The following is a 13486-nucleotide window of genomic DNA, read 5'->3' on the forward strand; positions in this document are numbered from 1 at the left end:
GGCTCTATCCAGCGTAATCTACTCGCCGGGATCGCGCGCGATCTTGGCGCTGATCTCGGTGATGACCTTCTCGAAATCCTCCGCATGGGAGAAATCGCGATAGACCGAAGCGTAGCGCACGAAGGCCACGTCATCGAGGCTCTTCAGCGCTTCGAGCACCTGCAGGCCGATTTCTTCCGAAGGGATCTCGGTCTCGCCGGAGCTTTCAAGGCGACGGACGATACCGGAAACCGCCCGCTCGATGCGGTCGCGATCGACCGGACGCTTGCGCAGCGCAATCTCGAAGGACCGCAGAAGCTTGTCCCGGTCGAAAGGAACCTTCCGACCGGTTTTCTTGATGATCATCAGTTCACGCAACTGCACCCGTTCGAAGGTCGTGAAACGACCTCCGCAATCCGGACAAATCCGGCGGCGGCGAATGGCATTCCCGTCCTCTGCCGGACGGGAATCCTTCACCTGACTGTCTTCAGAACCGCAATAGGGGCAGCGCATGGGCGACCGATCACATGTAGCCGTACATCGGGAAGCGGTCGGTCAGCTTGATGACCTTGTCGCGAACACCGGCTTCGACGGCGGCATTGCCCTCGTCGGAGTTGGCGACCTTCAGGCCATCAAGAACCTCGACGATCCGCTCGCCGATTTCCTTGAACTCGGCTTCCTTGAAGCCACGGGTCGTGCCGGCCGGCGTGCCGAGACGGACACCCGAGGTGACGAAGGGCTTTTCAGGATCGAACGGAATGCCGTTCTTGTTGCAGGTGATGAAGGCACGGCCAAGGGCGGCTTCCGCGCGCTTGCCGGTTGCGTTCTTCTTGCGCAGGTCGACGAGCATCAGGTGGTTGTCCGTGCCGCCCGATACGATGTCGAGGCCGTTGGCCTTTAGCGTTTCGGCGAGCGTGCGGGCGTTCTTGACGACCTGAGCCGCATAGTCCTTGAACGACGGCTGCAGCGCTTCGCCGAGTGCCACGGCCTTGGCGGCGATGACGTGCATCAGCGGACCGCCCTGGAGACCCGGGAAGACGGCCGAGTTGATCTTCTTGGCGATATCTTCGTCGTTGGTCAGAATCATGCCGCCGCGCGGGCCGCGGAGCGACTTGTGCGTCGTCGTCGTTGCAACGTGGCAATGCGGGAACGGCGACGGATGCTGGCCACCGGCAACGAGACCGGCGATGTGCGCCATGTCGACCATCAGCCAGGCGCCGACTTCGTCTGCGATCTCGCGGAAGCGCTTCCAGTCCCAGATGCGCGAGTAAGCGGTGCCGCCGGCGATGATCAGCTTCGGCTTGTGCTTGCGCGCCTGCTCGGCGACGTTGTCCATGTCGAGCAGGTGATCGTCTTCACGCACGCCGTAAGAGACGACGTTGAACCACTTGCCGGACATGTTGACCGGCGAACCGTGCGTCAGGTGACCGCCCGAGTTGAGGTCGAGGCCCATGAAGGTGTCACCCGGCTGCAGGAGCGCCAGGAACACGGCCTGGTTCATCTGCGAACCGGAGTTCGGCTGAACGTTGGCGAAGTTGACGCCGAAGAGCTTCTTGGCGCGCTCGATCGCCAACTCCTCGGCGATGTCGACGAACTGGCAGCCGCCGTAGTAGCGCTTGCCCGGGTAGCCCTCGGCATATTTGTTGGTCATGATCGAGCCCTGGGCTTCGAGCACGGCGCGGGAAACGATGTTCTCGGAGGCGATCAGCTCGATCTCGTGGCGCTGGCGACCCAGCTCCTTTTCGATCGCACCGAAGATGTCCGGATCGCTGTCGGCCAGAGAGCGGGTGAAGAAGGCGTCATTCGTCTGTGCAGTCATCGGCGCGAGGCTCCTCTCAAGGGTGGCAGTTCTTTAGCTTCCTCGCACGGCGAGAGCAATATCCGCTGTGCGGTTTGCGTCATTTCCCCCATCTGCCGCGCCGAAATATCGCGGCGCTCAACCCATGAAAAAGCCGCGCTCCCAAGGGAAGCGCGGCTCGAAGAATTCCGTGTCGCAAATTCGCTTATTGCGGCAAGGCGTCCTGGTCGACCGAGCCGGGCGACTGCTCGACGCCATAGGGGGTCTGCAGCGCCAGTTCGGTGGCACCGTCGCGCTGATAGATATCGTCGCGGAACTGCACGACGCCGTCCTTGGCGGACCAGGCGGTGATGTAGGTGAAGAAAACAGGGACTTCCTCGGCGAGCGTGATCGGCGTGTTGACGCCGGTCTTGATGGTCGCCTCGATCTGCTGGCGCGACCAGCCGGGCGTTTCCTTCAGAAGCCAGGTCGAAAGGTCGCGCACGTTCTGTACGCGCACGCAGCCCGACGATTCGAAGCGCATCAGCTTGTTGAACAGGCCCTGCTGCGGCGTGTCGTGCATGTAGACCTGATGCTCGTTGTGGAAGTTGATCTTCGTCGACGACATCGCGTTGATCTTGCCCGGGTCCTGGCGGAACATCAGGTTCGGTGCCTTCTCGGCGTTCCAGTCGACGGTTTCCGGCGACACTTCGCCGCCGCTGCCATCAAACAGGCGGATCGAGTTGCGCGCCAGATAGGTCGGATCCTTACGCATCAGCGGCATGATATCCTTCTGGATGATCGAGCGCGGCGCGGTCCAGTAGGGGTTGAGGATGACCTCGTAAATCTTCGAGTTCAGGATCGGCGACTGGCGGTCGATCTTGCCGACGATCGCCGTGTGGCGCAGCGCCACGCGGCCGTTCTCGACCGCTTCGATGTAGGCCGCAGGGATGTTGACCATCACGTAGCGGCGGCCGAGGTCGCCCGACATCGACTGCAGGCGCACGAGGTTGGTCTGGAGCTGGCCGAGGCGGGTGTTGGCGTCGACATTGATCGCCTTCAGCGTGTATTCGCCGATGACGCCGTCCGCCGGCAGGCCGTGGCGGGCCTGGAAGCGCTTGACCGCGCCTTCGACGTAGCTGTCGAAGGACGAGGAGATGCCGGCCGAACGCGGCAGGTCGCCGGAAACCATCAGGCGCTGGCGGAGCTGCTGCACGGACGGATCGGTGACGCCGAGTTCAAGCTTGACGCTGGTCTGGACCGACGGCCAGCCGCCCTGGGACACGATGTTCTGATAGTCGAAGATCGCTTGCTGCACATGGGCGATCGTTTCCGGGCCGAAAACCGGCGTGTTCGAAACGACCGTCGTCGCGGTTCGCGATGCCCCTTTCGCGTCGAACTGGTCGTCCCAGGAGCCGCGGCGAGGCGAATTGATGATCTCGTTCAGGGCGTCCTGTGCGCTTGCCGCGCCGGCGACTGCCACGGCGCCGAAGGTCGCTGCCGAGCGCAAGAAGGCGCGGCGCGAGAATGCATCAATTCCATTCTTTTTCGACATAATCCTACCATCCCAATGCGTCGGCACGCGCCCTATGCGCTGACACGCACGTTGCCGGAGCCCTAACACGATCGTGGTTAACAAAGGTCAACCAACGAGCCACCCTGCCCTCACATGTCTTCACGATGCCGCGAGTGAGGACCCTCATCCGGCAGGCGAAACGCGAAACGAATCCACACGCAGGAAAACACGTGGGCGCACCTACCGCATGTCGTCGTCGCTGTCATAGCAATATGGCCAATTCGTGTCTGGGCGCGAGCGAACGGGGACATGGCATGCCTTTTGCTTTTCGCTGGACGCGACTGGGTTGCAGCCGAACCGGAAACGGCAACATTTTGATTTACTAATGTTTTTGGTTTGAAAAATCACGCGAACGCGAGGAAAGCGTGCCGCAGCGGTGCAGCTTTTCGGCAACAGAACGGGGTGCCGCAAATGGCAAAGGTCGGACACGCAGGGATTGCGCCCGACCCTTGAACTGGAGGTTTTGGCCTGATTACAGGCGATACATGATCGAGTCGTTCCAGAAGCGATCGAGGCGCTGCAAGAGCTTGTTCATCTGGGTGAACTCGTCCGAGCCGATGCCGCCGACCTTCTGGATCGAGCCGACGTGGCGCTCGTAGAGTTTGGCAACGGTTTCGGCGATTTCCTGGCCGTCTTCCGTCAGGCTGATGCGGACCGAGCGGCGGTCGACGCGGGAGCGCTGGTGGTTGATCAGGCCGAGATCGACGAGCTTCTTGACGTTGTAGGAGACGTTCGAGCCGAGGTAGTAGCCGCGGGAGCGAAGTTCGCCGGCGGTCAGTTCCGAGTTGCCGATGTTGAAGAGCAACAGGGCCTGAACGGCGTTGACGTCGCTGCGACCTTCGCGGTCGAACTCGTCCTTGATGACGTCGAGCAGGCGGCGGTGCAGACGCTCGACGAGGTGAAGGGATTCCATATAGAGACCGCGGATGGTTTCTTCCTGGGGGTCTCGGGGCTGAACTGCCTGCGGCTTCATCTTGGTGTTCATTTGACTGCCTCACTGTTTTGTTTGGCGGTGTCTGTTTGTCTTCCCGCCTTGAGTGAGACCCTATCGAATACGTCTAAAATTCTACTTAAACCGCAGCCTTAACAAGAGCTTGCCATTTGGCGACCCTGTCTCAGGGTGAATCAACCCTTACCTGCCTGGCGAGCCGCCAGCGCTGGTAGAAGATCGCCGCGCGGAAAAGAACGAAGGTAACGGCAACCGCCGCATGCAGCACGACCAGCAGCGGACGGCCGCCGAAACTGGCCGGATAGAACTCGTACATCACGATCTCGATGGCTGCCGCAACCACCCAGACGACCGGCCCCCAGGAGACCAGCAGCCACAGGCCGAGGGCGGCGACCGGATAGATGACGGCAAGTGCGGTTGCGGCCGCCCGCCACTCCGGCGTCAGGAGATCGAAGCGTCCGGCGCCGCCATGGGAAAAGCCGATCAGCATGGCCCAGTAGTTCAGCGCGAACCAGATGCATGAGGCGGAGACCAGACGCAGAAAGAGACCGAAGAGGATCTCGGTCAGCGACGGTTTCGGCACATGGGCAGAATCATGAAGCATGGCCGGCAAGATAGGGCGGGTCTTTGCCATCCGCCAGCGGCATCGCGCCGTCCCCTCCCCCATGGCTCCTCTTAAAGAGAAGAAATGCCGCAGCCCGTTCGCCGGCCGCGCGGTTCCCAATGGCGGCCAGCCCATGATAAAGCGCTTGGCTATCGACGATTTTCACGGGAAAGGCGCGGCGCGATGAACGACAGGACAAATCTTGTGGACAGGGTCACCGGCCACCGCCGCATGCGCCGCAACCGCAAGGCCGACTGGACGCGCCGGCTGGTGCAGGAAAACCGCCTGACCGTCGACGACCTGATCTGGCCGATCTTCATCGTGCCGGGCGAGAACATCGTCCAGCCGATCGACGCGATGCCGGGCGTCAACCGCATGAGCATCGACAAGGCCGTGGAAGCGGTGAAGGAAGCGGCCGATCTCGGCATCCCGGCGATCGCTACCTTCCCCAACATCGACCTGTCGCTGCGCGACGATACCGGCTCCAACAGTCTTGCCGCCGACAACCTGATCAACCAGGCGACGCGCGCCTTCAAGAAAGCCGTGCCTGAGATCGGCATCATCACCGACGTCGCGCTCGACCCCTTCACGAGCCACGGCCATGACGGCATCCTGCGCAATGGCGAGATCGTCAACGACGAGACGGTCGAGACGATCGCAAGGGCGGCCGTCGCCCAGGCGGATGCCGGCTCCGATATCATCGCCCCCTCCGACATGATGGACGGACGCATCGGCGCCATCCGCCAGGCGCTCGACGCTCACGGCCACCAGAATGTCGGCATCATGTCCTATGCGACGAAGTTCGCCTCCGGCTTCTACGGTCCCTATCGCGAGGCGATCGGCACCGGCGGCCTTCTGAAAGGCGACAAGAAGACCTATTACATCGACCCGGCCAACGGCACCGAAGCGATCCGCGACGCAGCCCTCGACGTCGAGGAAGGCGCCGACATGCTGATGGTGAAGCCAGGCCTTCCCTATCTCGACATCTGCTGGCGGATGAAGGAAGCCTTTGGCCTGCCGGTCTTTGCCTATCAGGTGTCCGGCGAGTATTCGCAGGTGAAGGCGGCGGCTGCCAACGGCTGGATCGATGGCGAGAAGGTGATGCTCGAAACGCTGCTCGCCTTCAAGCGCGCCGGCTGCGACGGCATCCTCAGCTACTTCGCGGTCGAAGTGGCCCGCATTCTCGCCAAAGGCCGCTGAAACGTACCGCTTGATCCCGGCTCCGATCCTTGTTTTGCAGGGAATGCCATCCCATATCCTTGCTGCAACCAAACGAGGCTTTTGACCGATGACCATGCACAACGAAGAACTGAGGCTGCCGAGCAATGACTGGCGCGCCTATCAGGGCGTGCTGTCGCGACGCGTCTTTGCCTTTCTGCTCGATTACGCGATCATCGCGCTCCTCTGGATCCCCGCGGCGGTCGTCGTCTTCTTCCTCGGCATCTTGACGCTCGGCCTCGGCTTCATGCTTTATCCGGCGCTCTTTGCAATCGTCGCCATGCTCTATTTCGGCCTGACGGTCGGTGGCCGCGAACAGGCCTCTCCCGGTATGCGCTTGATGGGCCTGGCGATTGCTCGAACTGATGGACGCCCGATGGACTTCCTGACGGCGATCGTCCACCTCGTCATCTTCTGGATCGCCAACGCGCTGCTGACGCCGCTGATCCTGCTGATCGGCCTTTTCACCGACCGCAGCCGCCTGCTGCACGACCTGCTGATCGGTACCGTCACGGTGCGCCGCGACATGTATTGAAACCGGCGCAGGCATAGAGCTGAAGCGTAAGGCGGTGTTTTCCGCCTCACCGCCGCCACCTATTGTGGTCACCATTAAAATATCGGCCGGCGCAGGCGGAAGCGGCAAACGAGTGAGTTGACGTTTTCCATTCTTGCGCCATGCTACTGTCATGAACCACAGCGCGAAGAGTGACCTCCGCACTCGATGAACACACAGACCGCACCGTCTCCGCAATTTTATCTGACTGCGCCGGCAGCCTGCCCTTATCTGCCGAACGAGATGGAGCGGAAGGTTTTCACCCACATGGTGGGCGAGCGCGCGCCCGAGCTCAATGATCTCCTGACGCAAGGCGGCTTCCGACGCTCGCAGAACATCGCCTATCGCCCGGCTTGCGAGACCTGCCGCGCCTGTATTTCGGTGCGCATCCTCGCCAACGAGTTCAAGCCCACCCGTTCCATGCGCCGGGTGCTTGCCGCCAATCACGACGTGATCTCGGCGGAATATCCGGCCGAGCCGTCGAGCGAGCAGTACAACCTCTTCCGCCGATACCTCGACCGACGCCACCAGAAGGGCGGCATGTCGGACATGTCGGTGCTCGACTATGCGATGATGGTCGAGGACACCCATGTGCACACCAAGATTATCGAGTATCGCCTGAGGGTCGAAGGCGATGGTGTCAGCGAGAAGGCACGCGGGCCGCTGATCGCTGCGGCGCTCACCGACCGCATGGGCGACGGACTGTCGATGGTCTACTCCTTCTTCGACCCGACGCAGGAAGAGCGGTCGCTCGGCACCTTCATGATTCTCGATCACATTCGCCGCGCCCGGGAGCGCGGCCTTCCCCACGTCTATCTCGGCTACTGGGTGAAAGGCTCGCGCAAGATGGGGTATAAAACAAAGTTTTTGCCGCAAGAGCACCTCATGGCCCGTGGCTGGGAGCGCTATGAAGGCGGAGACACCACCCTGGAAGCCGCTCCTACGAAAACGGGTTAGAAATTGAGTTCATCTTCCGATGCCGCGATGCACCGGCGCGGCCTTGCCATCACCGGCCTCGGCGGCCTTGCCCTCTCCTTCGACATTCCGCTCATCCGATCCGCCGGCGGCGACGTCTGGTCGCTGCTCGCCGTGCGCAGCCTGTCGACTTTCGTGATCGCGCTCGGCGCCTGGTTCGTACTCAATCGGGTGCTCGGCCGGAAGATTTCGCTTCTGCCGGGCAAGATCGGCCTTTTGGTCGGCGTCTTCTACGGAATCAATTCCTGCACGTTCCTGCTCGCCGTCTTCAACACCTCGACGGCGAATGTGGTCTTCATCCTCGCCTTCACCTCGATGTTTGCCGCCATCCTCTCCTGGATCTTTCTGAAGGAAAGGCCATCGAACGCGACGCTCGTGACCATGCTGGTCATGGTGCTCGGCGTCGGGCTGATCGTCCAGGACGGACTGGAAAGCGGTCACCTCTTCGGCGACGCCATGGCGGCATCCTCCGCCTTTCTGCTGGCAAGCGCGATTACGATCAGCCGTGCGAGCAAGCGCGACATGGCGCTGGTGCCGCTGGTGACGGCGATCTTCCCGGCGGCCGTCGCTCTCCTGATGCTGCCGGCCGGCGGCTTCACGATCGCCGCCCCCGGCTACATCCTCTTCAACGGCCTGGTTATGATCCCGCTCGCCTTCTTCTGCCTTGCGACCGGGCCGCGTTATCTCTCAGCCCCGGAAGTGGGCATGTTCTATCTGCTAGAGACTATTCTCGCGCCGATCTGGGTCTGGATGGTCTTCGCTGAAACGCCGACAACGCAGACGCTGATCGGCGGCTCGATTCTCGTCTTCGCGCTGATCGGCCATTCGCTTTGGCAGTTGCGCAGCCGCTCGCTGAGAGCGGCCGTTGCCTGCGCCGAGTAACGCTGTTCAAGACTTGTCGTCGCGCTGACCGCTGGGCCGCGGACGACGCTGCTTGTGGTCGACGCCCCGATCGCGCACCGGCAGCGGCTCCTGCGGCTGTCCCAGCGAAGCCGGGCGGACGCCGGGCATCTCTACGCGCATGACCCACAGTTCGCGGTTGGTGTTGATCCAGGTGGCCGCGACGCTCAACGGCGCCGGATTGCCGATCAAGGCGTCGCCGTCGCGCCGTTTGAGGCGGGTGACGAGGCCTGCAGCCTCCAGGAGCGCGATGTGCGTCTCCAGCTCTTCGCGGGTTACCGCGACGGCTACGGCAATATCGGCGACGCGCGCCTCACCGGCAAAAAGGATCTCGAACATCCGGCGGCGGACCGGGTGGGCAAGGGCCAGCAGGACGTCATCAAGGGCTGTGGCATTCGGCATCGCTGTCATCCCTGTTGGACGCGCAGTGATCCATTATAGCCTTCCGGCTTACAAGCGCCAGTTGCGCCTGCGTTTCATTTGGATTTCCAATGATTTAAGAGATTGCGCCAAACTGCGCCAAAACGAAACAGGAGCCACGCGGCCTCTCGACCGCATGGCTCTCCTTATCCCGGTCAGCCGCTGAACTTGCCGCTGCGCGGGAAGCCCTTCGGAACGACGCGGCCGGCAGAAGCGCGGTCGCCCTGCCATTCGATCAGTTCGTCCTTGGTCTTGGTAAAGACCCGGCCGGCGCTGTCTTCCCAGACGAGACCGTCGGCGATCGTAAAGCAGCGAATGTCGGAGATGCCGCCATCCTTGTAACGCTGCAGCCGCACGCCCTTGCCGCGTGCCATCTCGGGGATCTGAACGAGCGGGAAGACGACCAGCTTGCGGTTTTCGCCGACGACGGCCACGTGATCGCCCTTGACCGGAACGACCAGCTTCGCTTCGTCGCTGGCCGAGACGTTCATCACCTGCTTGCCCTTGCGGGTATTGGCGACGATATCGCTTTCGGTGACGACGAAGCCGTTGCCGGCGACCGAGGCGACGATGAGCTTGCGCGCCGGGTCGTGAACGAAGGCCGTCAGGACGTCCTGATCGGTCTCCATGTCGACGATGATGCGCAGCGGCTCGCCATGGCCGCGACCGCCGGGCAGCTTGTCGCCGCCGAGCGTATAGACCTTGCCGCCTGTCGTGAAGACGAGAATCTTGTCGGTCGTCTGCGCCGGGAACGCCACCTTCAGCGCGTCACCCTCCTTGAACTGGAGCGACGACGTGTCGGAGATGTGGCCCTTCAGCGCGCGGATCCAGCCCTTCTCAGAGATGACGACGGTGATCGGTTCCTTCTCGATCATCGCCTGCTGGATCGCCTCTACGTCGGCTTCCGGCGCATCGGCAAAGGTGCTGCGGCGCTTGCCGATCTCGGTCGCCTTGGCAAACTTCTTTTTGACTTCGCCGATTTCCCAGGCGACGGTCTGCCATTGCTTTTCGTCGGAGGCGAGCAACGCCTCGATCTCGGCCTTCTCCTTCGAGAGCGCATCGAACTCGGTGCGGATCTCGAATTCCTCGAGCTTGCGCAAGGAGCGCAGGCGCATGTTGAGGATCGACTCGGCCTGGAGATCGGTGAGCGAAAACCGCTCCATCATCACCGTCTTCGGCTCATCCTCTTCGCGGATGATGCGAATGACTTCGTCGATGTTCAGATAGGCGACGAGGTAGCCGCCGAGGATTTCGAGCCGGCGGTCGATCGCGGCCAGCCGGTGGCGCGATCGGCGCTGCAGCACTTCGCGGCGATGCGCCAGCCATTCCGACAGCACTTCGTTCAGCGCCATGACGCGCGGCACGCGTCCGAGCGACAGCACGTTCATGTTGAGTGGGATGCGGCTTTCGAGCTCGGTCAGCTTGAACAGCGATTCCATCAGGATTCCGGCATCGACCGAGCGGGTCTTCGGCACGAGGACGATGCGGATGTCTTCGGCCGATTCGTCGCGGATGTCTTCGAGCAGCGGCAGCTTACGGGCGACCAGGAGCTCGGCAATCTTTTCGATCAGGCGGGACTTCTGCACCTGATAGGGGATTTCGGTGACGACGATTTGGTAGCCGCCGCGCCCAAGGTCTTCCTGCGCCCAGCGGGCACGAACACGGAAACCGCCGCGGCCGGTGCGGTAGGATTCGGCCATGCTTTCCCGGCCTTCGACGATCACGCCGCCAGTCGGGAAGTCGGGCCCTTCGATGCCGCCCTTTTGCGGGTTGGCCGGATCGTAAAGCAGATCCTCGACGGTCGCGTCGGGATGGCGGATGAGATGCAGCGCCGCGTCGCAAAGTTCATGCGCGTTGTGCGGCGGGATCGAGGTGGCCATGCCGACGGCGATGCCGGTCGCGCCGTTTGCGAGCAGGTTCGGGAAAGCGCCGGGGAGCACGGTCGGCTCCTGGTCTTCCTCGTTGTAGGTCGGGCGGAAATCCACCGCGTCCTGGTCGATGCCTTCCAGGAGCAGCGAGCAGACGTCCGTCATCTTCGCTTCGGTGTAACGCATCGCCGCGGCGTTATCGCCGTCGATGTTGCCGAAGTTGCCCTGGCCGTCGACCAGCGGATAGCGGATCGCGAATTCCTGCGACAGGCGCACCAGCGCGTCGTAGATCGAGGCGTCGCCGTGCGGGTGGAACTTACCCATCACGTCGCCGACGATACGCGCGCATTTCTTGAACGAGGAGTTGGGGCGCAGCCCCATCTCGCTCATCGCATGCACGATACGACGATGCACGGGCTTCAGCCCGTCTCGGACGTCCGGAAGTGCGCGGTGCATGATGGTCGACAAGGCATAGGCGAGGTAACGCTCTTCCAGCGCCGCCTTGAGGTCAACCGGCTGAATGTGATCGTCCCCGCCTGACGGGGGATTGAGGCTTTGTCCCATAGGTTCTTGCTAGCGCAACAAACCCGGAACGGCAAGGTTTTCAGGGCTTGCGCTTGTGGAGAACCCCCTCGCCCCAAATAACCGGCTCTCGCACCGATCCGCTTGCCCCGGCGCAATGTTCGTGCAACGGTCGCGCCGCTATGCGTCGGAGGCTGCCGCCAGGTAACGTCCCGGAAAGCATGCCCGAGCAGGAAGATGTGCGGTTCGCCCAAGCGAATATAATTTCGCCCTGTTTCGTAATAGCTTCGGCTGGAGTTGATTTGGACGATTTGCAAGGGGGATCGCAGGACGCGCATTGGCAGACGGAACTGGCGGCCGCGCGCCGCCGACAAAGACGAATGCTGCCATGCGCCTACAGTTGACGCCCTCGCCAAGGGAACCAGATCAGCGACGCCTTATCTTCTTAAACAGCTACACAATCAAAGATTTTCACGAAGGAACTCGAAATGATGCACACGCGCAAGATCCGCCTGATGATGGCGAGCGCCGCGCTTCTCACGCTGACCGGCCCGGCCTTCGCGCTCGATGGCGCCGATTTGATGAAGAAACTCGACGCGGCGACGAACGCGAACGGCACCTCGATCACCTATGACAAGGCCGAAGTCGACGGCGACAAGGTGACGGTGACCGGCGTGAAGCTGAAGGTCGCGAGCCAGCCGGGCGACGCTGTGGACCTGAATATCGGGGACCTGACCTTTGAGGGCGTCGAGGAGACCGAAGGCGGCGGCTATTACGCCGAAACTGTTTCGTTCCCCGACGTCAATGTCAGCCAGGACGAGGGTGCCATTTCCGTCAAGGACATCCTGCTCTCCGGCCTGACGATCCCGGCCAATGCGACCGGCGGAACGATCAACGACATCATTCTCTATGAAAGCGCCAGCACCGGCCCGATCGCCGTCAGCTCCAAGGGCAAGGAAGTCTTCTCGCTCGAAAGCACCGAAGCCAACCTCGCGCGCCAGGAAAATGACGCCGGCTTCGACTTCGACGCGACCGCTTCCGGCATCAAGGCCGACCTGTCGTCGGTCGAGGACGCCAAGACCAAGGAGGCGATCGAAAAGCTCGGCCTCACCACTATCGACGGCGCCCTGACCATGAAGGGCAGCTGGGAAGTCGAAAGCGGCAATGTCGCGCTCGAAGAATATGCGCTCGACTTCAAGAATGTCGGCCGGCTGAACTTCGCTCTCGACATCTCCGGCTACACGCTTGCCTTCGTCAAATCGATGCAGGAAGCGATGAAGGCTGCCGAAGCCAATCCGAACAAGGAAGAGGCCAACCAGGCCATGGGTCTCGCCATGATGGGCCTCATGCAGCAGCTGACCTTCAACAGCGCCGAAATCCGCTTCGACGACGCCTCGATCACCAAGAAGGCGCTCGACTATGCCGGCTCGCAGCAGGGCGTGACCGGTGAGCAGATGGCACAGTCGCTGAAGGGCCTGGTGCCGATCATGATGGCGCAGCTCAACGTGCCGGAACTGCAGAACCAGGTGTCGGCTGCGGTAAACGCCTATCTCGATGGCCCGAAGAGCCTGACGATCAGCGCGGCACCGGAAAAGCCGGTTCCGTTCCCGATGATCATGGGTGCCGCCATGGGCGCGCCGAACACCATCCCGTCGGTGCTCGGCGTCAAGGTAACGGCGAACGACTAATCGTTCAGGTCTCTCCCGGCCTCAGCCGAGCCCGGGAGAAGCCGACATCACGACCAACCTTGCGCGCCGAGACAGGCGCGCAAGGTTTGATGGCGCCGCACCGGCCTCCCATGTGGCCCACGGCATTCACTCAACGGACTTCGCCGGCCGAAAACTGCGCCGCCGCCCTCCCGTGAAAGAACAAGCATCGCCCTTACTTGCGAACCGCATAGTCGGATCACGTTGCAAGCCCTTGTGGAGCACGCATCGGCTGCGGGGCTCTTTTCTTCCCGGTGAGCTATTGCTTGCACCAAGAAATTTTCACCGTAAGGCGATAGCGTTTTTCATCGAAATCGTGCATGCCACCCTCAGGCAATTCAGAATCCGACTTCCAACGAACTTGAGAGCATCTAGGCCTCGAAGGGGACGTCTCGGACTTTGTGCAAATATACAAATACATGCCCGAATATCGTCTCCA

Annotated in this window: 12 protein-coding genes and 1 pseudogene; 6 read left to right on the forward strand and 7 right to left on the reverse strand. The window is 62.1% G+C overall.

Translation table 11 applies throughout. From position 1 onward, the window contains the following. Positions 1–18 precede the first annotated feature (18 nt). The 5 genes from nrdR to IB272_RS17750 all read right to left on the reverse strand — a co-directional run bounded on the left by nrdR (position 19) and on the right by IB272_RS17750 (position 4885). Positions 19–492: a transcriptional regulator NrdR gene (gene nrdR / locus IB272_RS17730; protein WP_034803756.1), complete on the reverse strand. Its 474-nt coding sequence runs from the start codon at positions 490–492 to the stop codon at positions 19–21. A gap of 10 nt (positions 493–502) precedes the next feature. Further along, a complete protein-coding gene (gene glyA, locus IB272_RS17735; RefSeq protein WP_034803759.1) occupies positions 503–1798 on the reverse strand; it encodes a serine hydroxymethyltransferase in 1296 nt (431 codons plus the stop codon). A 184-nt stretch (positions 1799–1982) separates the two neighbouring features. Further along, the gene (locus IB272_RS17740; RefSeq protein ID WP_034803761.1) at positions 1983–3311 is read right to left on the reverse strand and encodes a murein L,D-transpeptidase; all 1329 of its coding nucleotides are present in this window, start codon (positions 3309–3311) and stop codon (positions 1983–1985) included. 493 nt (positions 3312–3804) lie between these two features. Next, on the reverse strand, positions 3805–4317 hold the full coding sequence (locus IB272_RS17745) for a MarR family winged helix-turn-helix transcriptional regulator (RefSeq protein ID WP_034803764.1): 513 nt from the start codon (positions 4315–4317) through the stop codon (positions 3805–3807). Positions 4318–4447: 130 nt separating this feature from the next. Next, the gene (locus tag IB272_RS17750) at positions 4448–4885 is read right to left on the reverse strand and encodes a DUF6163 family protein (protein WP_034803767.1); all 438 of its coding nucleotides are present in this window, start codon (positions 4883–4885) and stop codon (positions 4448–4450) included. On the opposite strand from IB272_RS17750, the gene IB272_RS17755 reads away from it, so the two are divergent. The 5 genes from IB272_RS17755 to IB272_RS17775 all read left to right on the forward strand — a co-directional run bounded on the left by IB272_RS17755 (position 4884) and on the right by IB272_RS17775 (position 8513). Beyond that, complete coding sequence (locus tag IB272_RS17755; protein WP_060522162.1) at positions 4884–5072, forward strand: hypothetical protein; 189 nt, start codon at positions 4884–4886, stop codon at positions 5070–5072. The genes IB272_RS17750 and IB272_RS17755 overlap by 2 nt on opposite strands. Beyond that, a complete protein-coding gene (hemB, locus tag IB272_RS17760) occupies positions 5069–6085 on the forward strand; it encodes a porphobilinogen synthase (RefSeq protein WP_060580893.1) in 1017 nt (338 codons plus the stop codon). Before IB272_RS17755 ends, hemB begins: the two co-directional genes overlap by 4 nt. A gap of 88 nt (positions 6086–6173) precedes the next feature. Beyond that, positions 6174–6638 (forward strand): RDD family protein, encoded by a 465-nt coding sequence (locus tag IB272_RS17765; protein WP_034803777.1) that lies wholly within the window; start codon positions 6174–6176, stop codon positions 6636–6638. A gap of 186 nt (positions 6639–6824) precedes the next feature. Next, positions 6825–7613: an arginyltransferase gene (locus tag IB272_RS17770; protein ID WP_034803779.1), complete on the forward strand. Its 789-nt coding sequence runs from the start codon at positions 6825–6827 to the stop codon at positions 7611–7613. A 3-nt stretch (positions 7614–7616) separates the two neighbouring features. Further along, entirely contained in the window at positions 7617–8513 is an 897-nt protein-coding gene (locus IB272_RS17775; protein WP_060580894.1) for a DMT family transporter, read from the forward strand. Positions 8514–8639: 126 nt separating this feature from the next. Here the strand turns inward: IB272_RS17775 and IB272_RS17780 are convergent. Continuing rightward, positions 8640–8942, reverse strand: a pseudogene (locus IB272_RS17780) (helix-turn-helix domain-containing protein); the annotation flags it as partial. Positions 8943–9106: 164 nt separating this feature from the next. Then, positions 9107–11383 (reverse strand): DNA topoisomerase IV subunit A, encoded by a 2277-nt coding sequence (gene parC / locus IB272_RS17785; RefSeq protein WP_034803783.1) that lies wholly within the window; start codon positions 11381–11383, stop codon positions 9107–9109. Positions 11384–11829: 446 nt separating this feature from the next. On the opposite strand from parC, the gene IB272_RS17790 reads away from it, so the two are divergent. Beyond that, on the forward strand, positions 11830–13029 hold the full coding sequence (locus IB272_RS17790; protein WP_034803785.1) for a hypothetical protein: 1200 nt from the start codon (positions 11830–11832) through the stop codon (positions 13027–13029). Positions 13030–13486: the final 457 nt, after the last annotated feature.

The organism is Ensifer sp. ENS08 (assembly GCF_014852195.1).
Classification (GTDB): domain Bacteria; phylum Pseudomonadota; class Alphaproteobacteria; order Rhizobiales; family Rhizobiaceae; genus Ensifer; species Ensifer adhaerens.